Source organism: Fibrobacter sp. UWB3, assembly GCF_002210405.1.
Classification (GTDB): Bacteria; Fibrobacterota; Fibrobacteria; order Fibrobacterales; family Fibrobacteraceae; genus Fibrobacter.
The window spans coordinates 133987-151566 of sequence record NZ_MWQJ01000008.1 but is presented as its reverse complement, the minus strand read 5'-3'; the positions used below and the strand labels follow the sequence as shown (position 1 = coordinate 151566).

Annotated in this window: 11 protein-coding genes and 1 tRNA gene; 10 read left to right on the top strand and 2 right to left on the bottom strand. The window is 49.1% G+C overall.

Translation table 11 applies throughout. The features are described 5' to 3' along the window. The first annotated feature begins 74 nt into the window (after positions 1-74). The 8 genes from B7991_RS10395 (at position 75) to B7991_RS10370 (ending at position 14265) form a co-directional block, all read left to right on the top strand. A complete protein-coding gene (locus B7991_RS10395; protein ID WP_088630765.1) occupies positions 75-1184 on the top strand; it encodes an FISUMP domain-containing protein in 1110 nt (369 codons plus the stop codon). 39 nt (positions 1185-1223) lie between these two features. Next, entirely contained in the window at positions 1224-1715 is a 492-nt protein-coding gene (gene ispF, locus B7991_RS10390) for a 2-C-methyl-D-erythritol 2,4-cyclodiphosphate synthase (RefSeq protein WP_088630764.1), read from the top strand. 184 nt (positions 1716-1899) lie between these two features. Beyond that, on the top strand, positions 1900-3609 hold the full coding sequence (locus B7991_RS10385; RefSeq protein ID WP_088630763.1) for a Na/Pi cotransporter family protein: 1710 nt from the start codon (positions 1900-1902) through the stop codon (positions 3607-3609). 101 nt (positions 3610-3710) lie between these two features. Further along, positions 3711-5606, top strand: coding sequence for a T9SS type A sorting domain-containing protein (locus tag B7991_RS10380; RefSeq protein ID WP_254917938.1), 1896 nt, complete (start codon positions 3711-3713; stop codon positions 5604-5606). Positions 5607-5784: 178 nt separating this feature from the next. After that, the gene (locus B7991_RS15200; protein WP_176421797.1) at positions 5785-12660 is read left to right on the top strand and encodes an InlB B-repeat-containing protein; all 6876 of its coding nucleotides are present in this window, start codon (positions 5785-5787) and stop codon (positions 12658-12660) included. Positions 12661-12675: 15 nt separating this feature from the next. Further along, positions 12676-12816, top strand: a complete 141-nt coding sequence (locus tag B7991_RS14860) for a hypothetical protein (RefSeq protein ID WP_159462279.1) — start codon at positions 12676-12678, stop codon at positions 12814-12816. Between the two features lie 381 nt (positions 12817-13197). Further along, positions 13198-13488 carry a hypothetical protein gene (locus B7991_RS15155; RefSeq protein ID WP_254917937.1) on the top strand — a complete coding sequence of 97 codons (291 nt, stop codon included), beginning with the start codon at positions 13198-13200 and terminating at the stop codon, positions 13486-13488. Between the two features lie 78 nt (positions 13489-13566). Continuing rightward, entirely contained in the window at positions 13567-14265 is a 699-nt protein-coding gene (locus B7991_RS10370; protein ID WP_254917936.1) for a hypothetical protein, read from the top strand. Between the two features lie 120 nt (positions 14266-14385). On the opposite strand, the gene B7991_RS10365 is transcribed toward B7991_RS10370, so the two are convergent. Together B7991_RS10365 and B7991_RS10360 are read right to left on the bottom strand one after the other, a co-directional pair. Next, complete coding sequence (locus B7991_RS10365; protein WP_088630760.1) at positions 14386-16161, bottom strand: DNA repair helicase XPB; 1776 nt, start codon at positions 16159-16161, stop codon at positions 14386-14388. 103 nt (positions 16162-16264) lie between these two features. Then, positions 16265-16337 (bottom strand) — tRNA-Thr (locus tag B7991_RS10360). Positions 16338-16450: 113 nt separating this feature from the next. On the opposite strand from B7991_RS10360, the gene B7991_RS10355 reads away from it, so the two are divergent. Together B7991_RS10355 and B7991_RS10350 are read left to right on the top strand one after the other, a co-directional pair. Then, positions 16451-17137 carry a tetratricopeptide repeat protein gene (locus B7991_RS10355; protein WP_088630759.1) on the top strand — a complete coding sequence of 229 codons (687 nt, stop codon included), beginning with the start codon at positions 16451-16453 and terminating at the stop codon, positions 17135-17137. Between the two features lie 147 nt (positions 17138-17284). Next, positions 17285-17575 carry a hypothetical protein gene (locus tag B7991_RS10350; RefSeq protein WP_088630758.1) on the top strand — a complete coding sequence of 97 codons (291 nt, stop codon included), beginning with the start codon at positions 17285-17287 and terminating at the stop codon, positions 17573-17575. Positions 17576-17580: the final 5 nt, after the last annotated feature.

Here is a 17580-nt window from a genome sequence, read left to right as displayed (position 1 = left end):
TGAAAAAGTCGGGATGTTTTTTATTGTTTCCTCGGACTTTATCTATATTTTTTGCTGTTGAAAGGAGAGTTAGTATGAATTTGATGAAAAAAATGGCTTTAGGGGCTGCTTGTATGCTTGTGTCTGCCACTTTCGTTGCTTGCAATGATGATACTGCGGTGGCTGCTGATGTTGGTGAAACTGTTGAATCGTCTTCGAGTGAAGAATCGGAACTGTCGTCTTCTAGCGAAGAAAGTGATGTTGTTGAACAGTCTTCGTCGAGCGAAGAGTCTGTCGATGATGAACCGTCTTCTTCTAGCGAAATTTCTTCCAGTGAAACGGTGGATGATGGCGATTCCTCCTCTTCAAGCGAAAATGTGGAAAAAGCAGAATCGTCCAGTTCGTCGAAAAAATTGGATTGCGGTCCAATTCCCGATGACGAGGAATTTGTAATGACATATAAGGTGACTTACGATTCCATTGTCGATGCCCGCGACGGTCGTGTTTATAAGACGGTGACTTTTTGGTCTTTATCTCCAGAAATTGGACCATTTAAGTGCGAAGAATTTTCGCAGACATGGATGGCCGAAAACCTGAATTACGCAGATAGCTCTGCCACTCCGAGTTTGTTGGGGAATAACTGGTGCTACGATAATGACGAAGCGAACTGTGATGCTGAAGGTCGCCTTTATACTTGGGCTGCTGCAGTTGATTCTGTGGCTTTAGCGGCAAATGAGGAGAAACCCTTGGATTGTGGCTTTGGCTCAACATGTAATGTCGGAAGTGGTGAAAAAATAGTGCGTGGAATTTGCCCCGAAGGCTGGCATATACCGAATCAGAGTGAATGGGGTTATATTCGTACTAATACTGATGATGTTGTTGGTCCTTTCGGCAAGTCGCTTAAGTCAAAAACGGGATGGGATTGTGATGCCTGTAATGGTACAGATGATTTTGGATTTACGGTACTCCCTATTGGAATGTGGGACTGGAATACATCGAAGTTCAAGGACAGAGGGAAAACGGCGTATTTTTGGTCGGCTCAGGAATATTTCAATTATAGTGCCTATGCAGAGATTTTTAAGTACAATGCGATAGTACCTCATTGGGAATTCATTCAAAAAAGTGCGGGCCTTTCTATCCGTTGTGTGAAAGACGGTGAGGTTTATCGATATGTGGAGAAACCCTCGGATGCGTTCTTTGATTAGTTTTTGCTAATTTTGCGAACGTAGAAAAGAGGAATATTTATGGACAAGATTTATCGTTCTGGTATTGGTTTTGACGTTCACAAGTTGGTGGAAGGCCGCAAGTGCATTATCGGCGGTGTGGACATCCCGTACGAAAAGGGCTTGCTCGGCCACAGCGATGCTGACGTGCTTTTGCATGCGATTAGCGATGCTTTGCTCGGGGCTGCTGGCCTTGGCGATATCGGCACGTACTTCCCGGATACGGACCCTGCTTTCAAGGGCGCCGATAGCTTGGAACTCTTGCGCAAGGTCGGCGAAGAAGTCAAGAAGGCTGGCTACGAAATCATCAACATCGATAGCATTGTGATGTGCGAACGCCCGAAGGTGAACCCGCACAAAGAACAGATGAAGGCAAACATTGCCCGCGTACTCGGCCTCGATGTAAAGCAGATTGGCATCAAGGGCACGACGACCGAAAAGCTCGGTTTCACGGGTCGCGGCGAAGGTATCGCCAGCCAGGCCGTTGCGATGGTTGCAACGAAGGCACAATAGTAGTCCGCTGGTGTCAAACTAAATTTCCTACTAAAAATGTAAGCTTCCCCCCTTTGACGAATCAGAGGGGGATTTCTATTTTTTACATAGCTCTAAAAAACAGAAACAACTACGTCTCGAATCCGGACTAGCTGAAAGGCAGCGACGATGACCCCGGTAAGAGGCGCTTTTATAGGATTGACCTATGACTCTTATGATTCTCAAGATGATCGGTTGCCTCGCTCTCCTTATGTTTGGCATGAAGACGATGAGTGAAGGCTTGCAAAAGCTTACTGGTGGACACCTCCGTACGGTTCTTGGTACTATGACCAAGCATAGGCTTGGTGGACTTCTTACGGGTACTGCCGTTACTGCCGCTGTGCAGTCTTCGACTGCGACTACCGTCATGACTGTTAGTTTTGTGAATGCTGGCTTGCTTACTCTTAAGCAGGCCATTCCTGTTATTATGGGCGCAAATATCGGTACGACGGCAACGGCTTGGCTCATGTCCATCTTCGGATTCCAGTTCAACATGAGTAACGTGGTGTGGCCGTTCTTTGCGCTTGGCATTGTGCTTACTTACGTCCGCAAGAATAGTGTCAAGAGCTTTGGCGAATTCGTGTTCGGCTTCTCGTTTATGTTCCTCGGGCTTACGACGCTCCGCGAAAACGCTGTGGCGATGGACCTCTCGCATAACCAGACGATTATTGATTTCTTTGCCTCGACGGGCGGCTACGGCATCTGGAGCACGCTTTTGTTCTTGCTTTTGGGCGGCATCCTTACGATGTGTGTGCAGTCTTCGGCTGCCATCATGGCCATTACGCTTATCCTCTGCTCTAGCGGCGTGCTCCCGATTTACCAGGGCATTGCGCTTGTGATGGGCGAAAACATCGGTACGACGGTCACTTCGAACTTGGCGGCGCTTTCGGCAAGTACGCAGGCTAGGCGCGCGGCTTTGGCTCACATGCTCTTCAACATTTTCGGTGTGGTGTGGGTGCTGATTTTGTTCCACCCGTTTGTGAACATGGTTTGCCATTTTGTTGGCTTTGACCCGAATTTTGTGCCTCAGACGCAAGAAGAAATCGCTCAGGCTGGCATTCGCGTGACATACGCACTTTCCGGATTCCATACCGCATTCAACCTTTGCAACGTGCTGCTCCTCATCTGGTTCATTAAGCCGATGGAGACGCTCATCTGCAAGATCATTAAGGAAAAGGAAGACGGCGAAGATTTCCGTATCAAGTTTATCAGCGGTGGCCTCATGAGTACGGCCGAACTTTCGCTCTTTGAAGCCCGCAAGGAAATCAACGTCTTTGCAGAACGCACTCTCAAGATGTACCGCTTTTTGCCGGACCTCCTCAAGATGAAAAATGAAGAGGACTTTGTAAAGCTGTTCGCCCGCATCGAAAAGTACGAAGGTATCAGTGACAGATTTGAAATTGAAATTGGTGAATACTTGAACAAGGTCAGCGGCGGTCGCTTGAGTATCGAAAGTAAGACGATGTTGCAGTGCATGCAGAAGGAAATTTCTGAAATCGAAAGTATCGGCGATGCTTGCTACAACATGGCTCGCGCCATCAACCGCAAGTTCCATCTTGAGGAAGATTTTACCGAGGAACAGTACAGCCGCATAGAAAACATGATGAAACTTTGCGACCAGGCGCTAGTGCAGATGGTGGATGTTATCGAGGACAAGCCGCATACGAAGGCTTCGAATACGATGACGCTTGAATTTGAAATCAACGATTATCGCAAGATACTCAAGGACTTGAATATCGAAGATATCAATGCGCAGCGCTACAGCTACCAGATAGGTGTGCATTACATGGATGTGGTGAACGACTGCGAAAAGCTGGGGGACTACGTGGTGAACGTCGTCGAAGCGCACGTGAACCACAGATTGCTCGGAAAGTAATCGGAATGGAGCCGCAGGAAATGCGGCTCTTTCAATATTTTTATATTTGCAATTTAGTAGGTGACCTTGGCCCTTTTTAGGGGCGAAAAATGGAGGGCTGTATGAAAAAATTCATGGCGTTGGCTTTTGCCTTGTTCTTTGCGGTAGCAAATGCCGCTGAAACGTATGAGGCTTCGGAAAAGATTACGCAAGAAATTCTGGCGGGGGAAGGCAAATTTACTCAGACCGTGAATGCGGGTGATGAAATTGCTTCGATTAAGATTTGGTATCACGGTATGGATGAAAACAAACATCAATCGGGTAACATTTCTGAGATTGGCTTGACGGAAAAATGGACTGGCTCTGTTTGTGAAATTTCTGGGAAGATTGACAGGGATCTTATTACCCAAACGGTCAAGGCTTATATTTTAGTCCAAGACGACGAAGGCAAGTTCGCCAAGACTGAGTTCAAGTTCACTGTGCTGGAAAAAGAAGAAACGTTGTCTTTAAAATGGAATGAAAGTAGCGGTGACGTGAATCAGGAAGTCACTGCGGGTAAGTCTATTACATCTATCGTTTTCGATTACGAGGGAATAACAAGTTATAGCGTGAGTGGACTCCCGTCTGGACTTGTAAAGAATATTGATGAAAAAAAACATAAAATCATGATTGTCGGCTCTGTAAATAGCGATGTAATGTCTGGTGATTATGAATACAAAGTCACTGTTAAGAACGACCAAGGCGATGAAAAGAGCCTGTCGGGAACGATTGTTGTGGAAAGTGGCAAGGCTCGCACATCAATAAAGCTTGTTAGTGAAAAAGCAAGACAGGAAGTCCTGGCGGGCAATGAGATTGAGCCTGTCGTGTTCGAGTTTGCAAATGTTCATGTCGATGAAAGTTTATCTTCATTTAAGTTCGAAGGATCGTTAAAAGGATCGTTTGCGTATAGTGTAGAAGGAAATAAGCTCACGTGCAGTGGAACTGTCGATGAGAATTTGAATGGATTATACACGATAAGAATTATTGCAATTGGTGAAAATAACAATGATACCGCTTTTGCAAACGTTGATGTGATTCGTAAGTCTGTAGAGACGAAGGTATATGTCATTGAAAATGAAACGCAGTCGCTGACTGCCGGCGATTCTATCGAGCCGATTGTTTTCAAGGTAGAACATGGCTCTAATCTTGAGCTTACGAATTTCCCGGGTGGTTACGTGCTTAAAAAAGATGGTAATACGGTGACTATTACTGGGCTGGTTGAAGAAAGTGCTAAGGGTCCGCATGAAGTTGTGCTTACAGTCGACAACAATGCGAGTGCCAAGGCGACGATTAATGTAGCAGCTGGGGTTATGTCGTTCGATGTTATTGAAGGTAGCGATAATCAAACGGTTGTTGCTGGCCAAGAGATTGTTCCGATAGTTTATCAGTACAACCATGTGAAAGATATTCATGGAAAATTGCCTGCTAACTTGAAGATGGAACCAGATAAAGAAAAGAAGCAAGTTAAGATTTATGGAATTGTAGATTCTAAATCGGGTGCTCACGAATATGCTTATTCGTTCGACTTGACGGATTATTATGGAGAAACAAAGACTGTAACGGGCAAGATAAATGTCGTTGCATCTTCGAGCTCGGAGGCGACATCTTCAAGTTCCGCGAAGTCTTCGTCTAGCTCTGCAAAGTCCAGCAGCTCGAATGTCATCCTGAGCTCTAGCGAAGGATCCAGTAGCAGTTCTGTAAAGCAGTCCAGCTCTAGCGAAAAGACCATTAAGATCGTGACGGTGGCAATGAACAGCGTGAAGTTTGGCTATGCAAACAATGCGCTGACGGTTGCTGAGCCCACATCTTCGATGGTGCGTGTGCAAGTGTTCGACTTGACCGGTCATCTGATCGAAACGTTTGCGGAACCTGTGAATGGCACAAAGAGCATTAGCCTCGCTCATTTGAACCGAGGCAATTATCTGGTGCGAGTCGAAAGCAACAGCATAGTTCGTACCGCAAGAATTGCCGTGAAGTAAGGAAACGCCCTGTCACGTCGTGCTGACGGTCAAAGGGAGAAAATTCCAGTGACTTTAAAAATAGCCCGTGAGCAGGAGCAGCAGAATAACCCTAAAAATAGCCCATTTGGGCTATTTATTTTTTTTACCTCTTTTTTAAATTTGACGCGAGTTAACATAAAATGGGATGCTTTACCCTATGAAAAACATCAAAATATTCGCATTTTTAGCAATTTTCCTCCTTGCTGCGGCTGTTTCGACCGCGTGGGCAGTGGATGTCACCTTGACTTACAGAATCGAAGTCCAAAGCACTAATTTAAAGCCTGTGGCGCATATCTATAATGCCGCAACAGGCGAAGAAGTCGCTTCCTGGGATCATGGCTTTAAAACTCTTTGGCCTGCGAACGAAGGGCACACCATGAACGATGGTTATGGCATCACTTTCACGCCCAATCAAGAATTGGACAAGACCGACAAAAACGAAAAAAACAAATCGACATCCACGACAGCCTTCAGGACCGAAAAAGAAACGTTTTTCACGGTGTCGGTGGGCAAAGAGGGCTTTTACTTAAAAAGTGTGACGTTCAAGGAAGATGCTAACGAGAAAGCGTCTTCCTCTAACATCGCCCCAAACTCAACCTCCATTCGCGTTGATGTTCCAGAAAACAAGTTCTTCAACTACATCACCGTGGTGCTGACTGTCGATGCCTATACCGTGAGTGTTCCTGAAAATCTTACCATCAGCGACGCTTTTGCGACTATCAGCGGTGTCAATTACTACAAGTCCGGCGAAACGGTCACCTTCGGTTTCTCTGGTTCCGGCAGTGTAGTGTATTTTGTCAATGGAGAACGTATTGAGGGCAACAGCGTTATCGTGGGGCAAGAAGACTTGACGGTGGAAATTGGCATCCCCTACATCGACGAAAATGGCAAGGAGCAAATCCGCAAGCCAGGCGATTACACCGTCCTCACAGAGGATAATAAACCCAATAAAGATGGAGTCATCGAACTCCCCGGCGGCTGGTACGTGGTGCAGGGCAAGGTGAAATACTCGAACCAAGTCAATTTTGGCGGTGACGCTCATCTCATCCTCGCGGACGGTGCGGAGATGGTGATTGAAAGTAAAAGTAGGAGGTTTGTAATCAACGCTTTGAATAACTTGACCATCTACGGGCAGAGCGGACAAGGTGGAATTTTGAACGTCACCGCAAAAGGTTCGTTCTGTTCCGGTATCAACAGCAGTAATGGAAGAATCACGATAAGCGGCGGCAGCGTCACGGCCACTGGCACAAACTATCCCGGCATCTACGGTGATAAAGGAGTCTCGATAATCGGCGGCAAGGTCACTGCCACTGGCTCTAACTCTAACTACGGCATCTCCAGCTATTCTGGCGATATCACGATAATCGGCGGCAAGGTCACTGCCACTGGCTCTAACTACGGCATCTCCAGCTATTCTGGCAATATCACCCTTGGCTGGACGAACAGCACCGACTACATCTATGCAAACGGCTACTTTCTTAGAGACTATGAAAAACATGTCTCCATCGCCGAGGGCAAGTCGTTCAAGGACGAAAAAGGCTACGTGTATAGAGGCACGCTCACCAAAGGTCAAGTTTCCGACTTCAAAGGTCAAAAACTCGAACCATTTGAAGGTGTAAGCGTATCTTTTGTCGATAACTTCAGCGGAGCTTCGGATGTTTTTGCTGAAATCGCCGTTGACGGAGAAGGCCATGTCTCAGCCCCGTCAAAGCACCCGTTCCATAGTGGCTACGCATTCGTCGGCTGGTTCACCTCACCCGAAGGCGGCTCGGAATTCGACTTCACGGTCAAAGTCACTGAGAACACGACTGCCTACGCACATTGGAATGAGAATACGCCTGTCGAATACATCGACGAAAACGGCGGAACAAATGAAACCAAGAATTACATTTTGCTCACTAATGACATATATGTAGAAGATGACCTCCCCGGCGGCTGGTACGTGGTTGAAGGCGAGGTGAAATACGCGAGCCAAGTCAAGTTTAGCGGTGAAGCTCATCTCATCCTCGCGGACGGTGCGAAGATGGAGATTGAAACTGAAGGTGAATATGGAATCTATGCATCGAAAAATCTGACCATCTACGGGCAGAACGGGCAAAGCGGAATTTTGAACGCCACCGCAAATGGCTCAAGCGGTAACGGCATCTACAGCCGTTATGGCGATATAACGATAAGCGGCGGCAAGGTCACGGTCACTGGCTCTAGCTCCGGCATCTACGGTTCTAACGGAGTCACGATAAGCGGCGGCAGCGTCACGGCCACTGGCTCAAACTACGGCATCTACGGTTATGACGGAGTCACGATAAGTGGCGGCAGCGTCACGGCCACTGGCGAAAACGGTGTCGGCATCTACAGCGTTTTTGGCAATATCACGATAAGCGGCGGCAAGGTCACGGCCACTGGCGACGACGGCATCTACAGCTATGACGGAAACATCACCCTTGGCTGGACGAACAGCACCGACTTCATCTATGCAAGCAGCTACTACTGCGAAAAAGGCTCAGTCTCCATCGCCGAGGGCAAGTCGTTCAAGGACGAGAAAGACATCGTATATAGCGGCACGCTCACTGGCGAGCAACTTTCCGCTATTAAAGGCAAGAAACTTGAGCCTTGCTACGCAGTGACGTTCGATGCTCAGAACGGCGACGACCCCATAATGCTTTTGACTACTTTCGATGAAAACGGCGTTGCTTACGTCAAAAAGCCCAACGACCCGATTCGCAGCGGTTTCACGTTTGATGGTTGGTTTACCGCCACAGACGGCAACACAGAATTCGACTTTACCAAGGCAGTCACGGAGAACACGGCCGCCTACGCCAAGTGGAGCATCCCCTACATCGATGAAAATGGCAAGGAGCAAATTCGCAAGCCTGGCGAATACACCGTGCTTACCTCCTTAACCGACGTGAGCAACCTCGGAGGCGGCTGGTACGTGGTACAGGGCAAGGTGAAATACTCGAACCAAGTCAATTTTGGCGGTGAAGCTCATCTCATCCTCGCGGACGGTGCGGAGATGGAGATTGAAACTGAAAGTAAATATGGAATCTATGCATCGAATAACCTGACCATCTACGGGCAGAGCGGACAAGGTGGAATTTTGAACGCCACCGCAAATGGCAAAATCGGTTCCGGCATCTACGGCAAGGGAACAGTCACGATAATCGGCGGCACGGTCGAGGCCTCTGGCACAAACGGCTACGGCATCTACGGTGATAAAGGAGTCACGATAAGCGGCGGCACGGTTACGGCCACAAGTACAAACGGTTCCGGCATCTACGGTTATAACGGAGTCACGATAAGCGGCGGCAGCGTCGAGGCCGTCGGAAAATACGGCATCGACGGTTCTAAAGGAGTCACGATAAGCGGCGGCACGGTCACGGCCACTGGCATTGGCTTCTACGGCATCCATAGCAGCATTGGGAACATCACCCTTGGCTGGACGAACAGCACCGATTCCATCAAGGCTAGCAGCTACTACGGCAAAAATGGTGTATCCATCGCCGAGGGCAAGTCGTTCAAGGACGAGAAAGGCATCGTATATAGCGGCACGCTCACTGGCGAGCAACTTTCCGCTATTAAGGGCAATAGACTTGAGTCTTGCTACGCAGTGACGTTCGATGCTCAGAACGGCGACGACCCCATAATGCTTTTGACTACTTTCGACGAAAACGGCGTTGCTTACGTCAAAAAGCCCAACGACCCGATTCGCAGCTGTTTCACGTTTGAGGGTTGGTTTACCGCCACAGACGGCAACACTGAATTCGACTTCTCCGCTGCAATCACCGGCAATACGACAGCCTACGCCAAGTGGAAGGAGAATGCACTTGTCGAATACATCGACGAAAATGGCGCGCCGAAGAGTGTTACGGATTACACCGTGCTTACCTCCTTAACCGACGTGAGCAACCTCGGAGGCGGCTGGTACGTGGTGCAGGGCAAGGTGGAATACACGAACCAAGTCAAGTTTAGCGGTGACGCTCATCTCATCCTTGCGGATGGTGCGGAGATGGTGATTGAAACTGAAGGTGAATTGGAACATGGAATCTATGCATCGAATAACCTGACAATTTATGGACAGAACGAGCAACGCGGAATTTTGAACGCTACGGCCACAGGCACAATCCGTTCCGGCATCTACAGCAGCAAAGGAAACATCACGATAAACGGCGGCAAGGTCACGGCCACAGGCACAAACTGTTCCGGCATCTGCAGCAGCAAAGGAAAAATCACGATAAACGGCGGCAAGGTCACGGCCACTAGCTCAAGCGACTGCATCTCCGGTTATAACGGAGTCACGATAAACGGCGGCAAGGTCACGGCCACTAGTACAATCGGTGTCGGCATCTCCGGTTATAACGGAGTCACGATAAACGGCGGCATCGTCACGGCCACTGGCCTCTACGGCATCTACAGTTATAACGGCGGAGTCACGATAAGCGGCGGCAGCGTCACGGCCACTGCCAACTACGACGGCATCTACAACGATAAAGGAAACATCACCCTTGGCTGGACGAACAGCACCGACTTCATCAAGGTCAGTAGCTACTACTACTACAGCAATAAAGGCTCCGTCCAAATCGCCGAGGGCAAGTCGTTCAAGGACGAGAAAGGCATCGTATATAGCGGCACGCTCACTGGCGAGCAACTTTCCGCTATTGAAGGCAATAGACTTGAGCCTTGCTACGTAGTGACGTTCGATGCTCAGAACGGCGACGACCCCATAATGCTTTTGACTTCTTTCGACGAAAACGGCGTTGCTCACGTCAAAAAGCCCAACGACCCGATTCGCAGCGGTTTCACGTTTGAGGGATGGTTTGCCGCACCCGAAGGCGGTTCGGAATTCGACTTTACCAAGGCAGTCACGGGGAACACGATCGCCTACGCACATTGGAATGAGAATACGCCTGTCGAATACATCGACGAAAACGGCGGAACAAATGAAACCAAGAATTACATCTTGCTCACTAATGGCATAAAAGTGGATAACCTCCCCGGCGGCTGGTACGTGGTGCAGGGCGAAGTGAAATACGCAAGCCAAGTCAAGTTTGAGGATGACGCTCATCTCATCCTTGCGGACGGTGCGGAGATGGTGATTGAAAGTGAAACCTACGGAATCCAGGCTGATAAAAATCTGACCATTTACGGGCAGAACGGGCAAAGCGATCAAAGCGGAACTTTGAAAGTCACAGCCACTAGCAGCGGCATCTACAGCAAATCTGGCGATATAACGATAATCGGCGGCACGGTCACGGACACAAGTACAAGCGCTAACGGCATCTACAGCAATTCTGGCGATATAACGATAATTGGCGGCAGCGTCACGGCCACTGGCACAAACGGTATCGGCGGCATCTACAGCAAATCTGGCGATATAACGATAATCGGCGGCAGTGTCACGGCCACGGGCTCAAGCTACGGCATCTACGGTTATAACGGAGTCACGATAAACGGCGGCACGGTCGAGGCCACTGGCGACGGCTCCGGCATCTACGGTTATAAAGGAAATATCACCCTTGGCTGGACGAACAGCACCGACTTCATCTATGCAAGCAGCTACTCTCTTGGTGACAATGAAAAACATGTCTCCATCGTCGAGGGCAAGTCGTTCAAGGACGATAAAGACAACGTGTATAGCGGCCCGCTCACTGGCGAGCAACTTTCCGCTATTAAAGGCAAGAAACTTGAGCCTGCAAAGCCGTTCCCCGACAATATGGTCATTGCCGATATTCCCGACCAAATTTACACCGGTGATTCCATTTGCCCGATGGCTGATGTGACTATGCCTGCGGGTGTCGATCCACTTGTCAAAGGCGAGGATTACAAGGTCGTTTGCAAGGAAAACTTGAATGCCGGTACGGCTACTTTGTCTGTCCAGGGCGTCGGAATCTATTACGGCGAAATTAAAAAGACATTTACAATCGCGAAGGCTCCGCTTACAATCACCGCCAAGGACAAGACAATCGCCTACGGCGATGAACCTGCAAATGACGGCGTGGAATACAGTGGCTTTATCGGCGAAGAAAATGAGTCGGTTTTGGGTGGTAAGCTCACGTATAGCTACGACTACAAGAAGCTCGACAAGGTCGGCAAATATACGATTACGCCTAGCGGCCTGACCGCCAGCAACTACGAGATTTCGTTTGTCGCGGGAGCCTTGAACGTGGAACCGAAGGCAACGCATTACGCTGCCGTGCAGGTCCTCGAAGACGAAAACGGCAAGCGTGCCGAAATCGACGGCGAATACGGCGAAAGTGATGGAATCGTTATTACGGAACCGCTGGAAGTTGCAAGTGTTGAATTTAGCCGCGACTTCTCGACGCAGGGCTATTCGACAATCGTTCTCCCGTTCGACGTGAATACGAGCAAGTTAAGCGGCGTGGATTCCGTGCTTTCGTTTGCCCGCATTGTCAAGGAACAGGGCGAAATGGCTGTAGGCATGAAGGTCGTGTGGGAAGCTTCTGCCTCCCATGTGGATCTGAAGGCCAACACGCCGTACATGGTGAAGATGACCGGTGCAAAGCTCGGCATTGACGGCGGCGTGACTTTGCTGCCGACCGAAGCTGCCGTGACCAAGTCTGACGCCCAGAACGATGGCTGGGAATTCCGCGGAACGTATGCTTACAAGTCCTGGCAGGAAGGAGACGAAGACTTGTGCAGGGTCTACGGCTTTGCCGGTGGCTCCAACGACGAAGTTTCTGAAGGTGATTTCGTGAAGTTCACGGCCGGTGCAAGCCTCCGTCCGTTGCGCGCCTACCTCATCAACACGAACAGAACCTGCGGCGCTCCTAAGATGGCACGTGCCTACGGCGATTACGTTCTTGGTGCAAAGTCTTCCATTGACGATCTCCCGGAAAGCATGAAGGTGGTCATTGTCGGAGAAGACGGATACACGACGGTCATTGGCCACTTCAATACACGCACAGGCGAGTTCACGACAGGCACAAGCGTGCGCAAGTTTGACCTGAAGGGCCGCGCAGTCCGTGGCACGCCGAGCGCCCGTGGCGCCTACTACGGCAAGAGAGTTAAAAAGTAAAAAGGAATGAGTTTTATGCAAAACGCAAAAGAACAGAAAAAAGAATACCAGAAACCTGAAATGAAGGAAATCCTCCTCAAGACCGAGGGAAGCCTCCTTCAGAGCAGCGACCCGTTTGGCAGCGATCCGTCCGGATGGAACGGCCCGGGCGCATAGCTTTGGGAATGCTCGTTAAGTGAAAAGACTCCGCCACGGCGGAGCCTTTTTTGTTTTGAAAGCGTGCGGGGATGTTTCAGCACTCTCGTCATGCTGAGGCAACGCCGAAGCATCCAGTCAAATTGTGCCATTCGTCATTCTGAGCGTAGCGAAGAATCCAGTTAATTCGTGGCATCCAGTCAAATCTTGATGCGTACATTAGTATGTAAAAATTTACGTCGAAAACGTAGGACAAATCCGGCAAAAAAGCGTGCAAAATGAGAGTCGCAGAAAAATGCTTGCATTTTTCTATGACCGAATGCAGCCGCGGACGCCGTAGGCGTCAAAAGCGTGTTAATGTAATGGGGGCCATATTACAAACATCCCCCTAAAGGAAAACAAATGACCGAAAACACGACTTCAGAAAAGAACGCCTACTATATCGTCACAAATGCGCAGGGCGAACAGTTCCTGCTTCCGTATTACAGCGAAACGTTCCGTGTGCTGATGGATGACAAGGATACCATCCGCGACATGCTGAATTGTTTGCTTGGGTTCGACAGCGACCATGAAATCGTCGATCTTGATTATGAGTTCGAAAAGCCCATTGACGTTTTCATGCCGGAAGACGACTCCGCGCGCCTTGATGTGTGGGTAACCACCAAGGACAATCGCTATTTCAACATTGAGTAGCGTACGAGCCGAATGTTGCAAATACAAACTTGTTTGTATTTATTACTGAGGCGAAGTCGCTGACGCTGAAAGCGTCAAATGCAGAATAGAAATCATCCGTTCTTTCTTGACCGCCTGCAACTCTACAATTCCTACCAGACATTGCGAGGCAAGTACGAATACAACCGCTCGGCGTATTTTAAGGCGATGGACGAAAAACAGCGCAAGGTTCATTTCTATGAACTACCTGAAATGATTTCCATTTGGCTTTGTAATTTCTCGATTCTCAAGTCAGATGATATTTTCAAGGACACCTGGGCGGTCTATAGCGAGGATGAAGTTCGCCATAGCGATGCGACGCATAAGGCTCTTCCCGTTTTCAGTAAAAATAGGTATATTGTAGTTGACTTGCCGAGCTTTAAGAGGATACGCAAGAACATCAGTTCACGCGAGGACTACTGGCTGAAACTCTTGTCGCAAGGTCCGCTTGAAGTTCCCGAATCGAAGGACCCGATCTTTAGGGACGCCCTCAACCGTTTGCGCGTAAGTCGCATAAAACCTGAACTGCTAAAAGCCCTGGAGGAACACATGTTCGATAAACACGCTGATGAAGCTATCGAAGCCGAGATTTGGCTCAAAGCAGAAGCCAAGGGCGAGGCTAGAGGTCGCGAACGGGAACGGTTAGAAAATAAAAACGACACTGTGACTGTTTTGCGTGATATGGGTCTTTCCGAAGAAAAAATTGCCGAGGCGAAGGCTCGGTTGGAGGCTCTTCAGCAGAGCCGCCTTTCCAGGTAATCTTTAATCCTATACTTTTCCCATAATCCAGTCCAAAGGGCTGGATTTTTTTTTGGCGTGTTTATTCGTAAAAAAAATAGCCCTGCTTTGGCAGGGCTGTTTTCCGTAATGTAATCCTTATTAGCTGCGTGCGGCGAGTTCCTCGGGCGTCCTCATGAGAATATCCCAGTCGCCACGCTTGATGATTTTATAGGCATAGCCCTGTTCCGTGAGGAACAGCTGGCGGTTCATGGCGAATTCCTGTTCCTTGGAGTCCTGTGTCACGATGCTGTAGAAGTGGGCGGCGCCGCCGTCGCTCTTGGGGCGCAACACGCGGCCGAGGCGCTGGGCTTCTTCCTGGCGGCTTCCGAACGTACCCGAAATCTGGATGAGCACGTTTGCATCTGGCAAGTCGATAGCGAAGTTACCGACCTTCGAAACCATGAGATTCTTCTGCGCGCCCGAACGGAAGGCTCCGTAGAGCTTTTCGCGTTCCTTGTTCGGAGTCTTGCCGGTGATCAGCGGAATCTGCAAGTCTTCGGAGAGCGCTTCGAGCTGGTCGATGTACTGGCCGATGATAAGCACGCGGTCATCCGGCTTGCTGAAGTACTTGAGCAAGCGTTCGACGATGTCCGTCTTTTCGGGGTTCGTGCTCGCGAGCGTAATCTTGTCGCGCACGGGGGCAAGCGCATACTTCATTTTTAGTTCCGGATCCATCGGGATGCGGATTTCGTTACAGTCGGCAGTTGCAATCCAGCCTTGTGCTTCCAAGATGCGCCATGGAATGTCGAACTTTTTTGGTCCGATCAAACTGAAAACTTCGGTTTCCTTGTGGTCTTCACGGACGAGCGTTGCCGTAAGGCCCAGGCGGCGAGTTGCCTGCATTTCGGTACTCAGGCGGAACACCGGAGCCGGGAGCAAGTGGACTTCGTCGTAAATCATGAGGCCCCACTTTTCCTGGCTGAAAAGCGGGAAGTTTGCAAGTTCCTTCTTGACCTCTTCTTCGGTCATTTCCGGTTCCTTGACTTCCTTGTTTTCGTCACCCTTCTTGGCGCGCTTGCGTTGCGTCAAGATCTGGTAGGTGGCAACCGTCACCGGGCCGATTTCTTTCACTTCGCCGGAGTATTCCTTGACCTGGTCAAGCGTAAGGTTCGTCTTGTCGCAGATTTCGCGGATCCACTGGCGCGAAGACGAGATGTTCGGTGTCAAAATTAATGTCTTAGTTTGTACCAAAGCCATGGTGGCAAGGCCAATCACAGTCTTACCGGAACCGCAGGGGAGAACGATCACGCCGGAACCGCCTTTTTCGCTACCGCTGGCGTAGAACACCTGTGCGGCATCCTTCTGGTAATCGCGGAGCTTGAACGGCTTGCCGGAAACGGTTGTTTCGCGGAGCTGGATGGGGAGCGGGTCGCCAACGGTATAACCGGCCAAGTCTTCGACCGGGAAACCTGCGTTGGTAAGGACCATCTTCAAGTGACCACGGCGTTCCGGGTCAACAACGACGTGCGTGTCGTCAATGTGCTCGATAATAAAAGGTTCAACGTCCTTGAGCTTGCAAATTTCAAGGAACATTAATTTATCATCAGATTCCATCGTCAAGCGTCCGTCTTCTTTTTTGAGACGAAGTAAGCCGTAACGAGCCATGTAGTCTTCGATTTCCGTGACGACCGTCGGCGGAATGGGGTAGCGGCTCTGGCTTTCGAGTCTTTCGAGAACTTCGGGAGCGCGGAGGCCTGTTGCGGCAGCGTTCCACAAGCTCAAATGAGAAATCTTGTAAGTGTGCAGGTGCTCTGGGCTTTTGACAAGCTCTGTAAAAGGAGCGATTGCATCACGTGCGGTAGTGTAGTTTGGATTATCGACCTCGACCATAATTTCGAGGTTACTTTGTACAATAATTGCGCCATTCGGATTCATAGAGTGCCAAATTTAGTTATTTAGGGCGCGTTTCGCAAGTCGTACGTTTTTGCTGAAAATCTTACAAAAAAACTCCCCGGACTTGTGTCCGAGGAGTCTTTCGAGCCGCCCAGCAGATTTGAACTGCCGACCTGCTGATTACGAATCAGCTGCTCTACCAGCTGAGCTAGAGCGGCGAACGGGGACAAATATAGTAAAACAATGATTTCTTGTCAAGATTTACTGACAACCTTTATTTTTTTTTCTATGATTGGTCTACGAGAAAATTTTAAACATGGAAGCTTAACATATGGCTAACGAATCTAATAACAATAATTCCGAACTTAAAGCCTTCTTTGTCCAGCACGGTACGAAGATCGCTGTGGCATTCGTCGTTATCTTTGCTCTCATTGCTGGCATTGTCCAGTATAAGGAAGCTCGCAAGGTTGCCGCTGCCGAACAGAGCGAACTCATCGGTGTGGGCCTTACTTATCTCTATGCAAATGAAAAGGATAGCGCTCTTGTTGAATTCGAAAACAAGATTGCTTCTGGCAAGCTCGAAGGCCTTGCTCTTGCCAAGGCTTCTCTCCTCGCTGCTAATATCAAGTACGAAAAAAAGGACTTCGATGGTGCTGCCCTCCTTTTCCAGAACGCTCTTGATAACGCTGGTTCTGTAGCTCTCGTCCGTTCGGCTGCCATGCATGGTCTTGCCGCTGTGAAGATGGAAAAGGGCGACTTCTCCGCTGCTGCAAACTTCCTCGAAAAGTACATTGCAGAATTCGGCAAGCGCACTGGCGACAAGGAAGACCGCTACCAGAAGGACGAACCGGCTGACGAGGTCCCGATGGTTGCAGACGCCATGTGGAAGCTCACTCTCGTGTACCAGCAGCTCGGTGCAAGCGACAAGGCTAAGGCTACTGCCGAACGTCTCCTTGTGGTCTACGGCGACAATCGCGCATTCGCTGATAAGGCTCGCAAGTTCCTCGCAGCTCTCTAATCGTTGATTTTTGAAAAATTTAAGTCCGTCTCCTTATCGGGGACGGGCTTTTTTATTTATGTGCTTACCATAAAAATCTATTTACAATCAACGACTTATAAAAAAAGTATATTGATTTTATACACAACCTAAAAGGGAGGGTGGGCCATGAAAATATTTTTATGGGCTTTAATTGTGGCCGTCGTGTCATTATCTTTCACTGCGTGTGGAGATTCCCCAGAAAAGTTTGTGAACGATGTGGTCGATAGCGGAATCAAGTGCGAGACGCATGAGTACGATAAGGCGAAGTGCGATCAACTTGCAGTTGAGTTTAGATCGCGTAACCACAATTTTAGTGAAGACGAGCAAAAACGTATTCAGAAACAGGTCGTTGAAAAGTTCTTTATTGAATTGAAAAAGCTAAACGATAAAAATTCAAAAGCAGGATCGACGCTGTAGGCCTG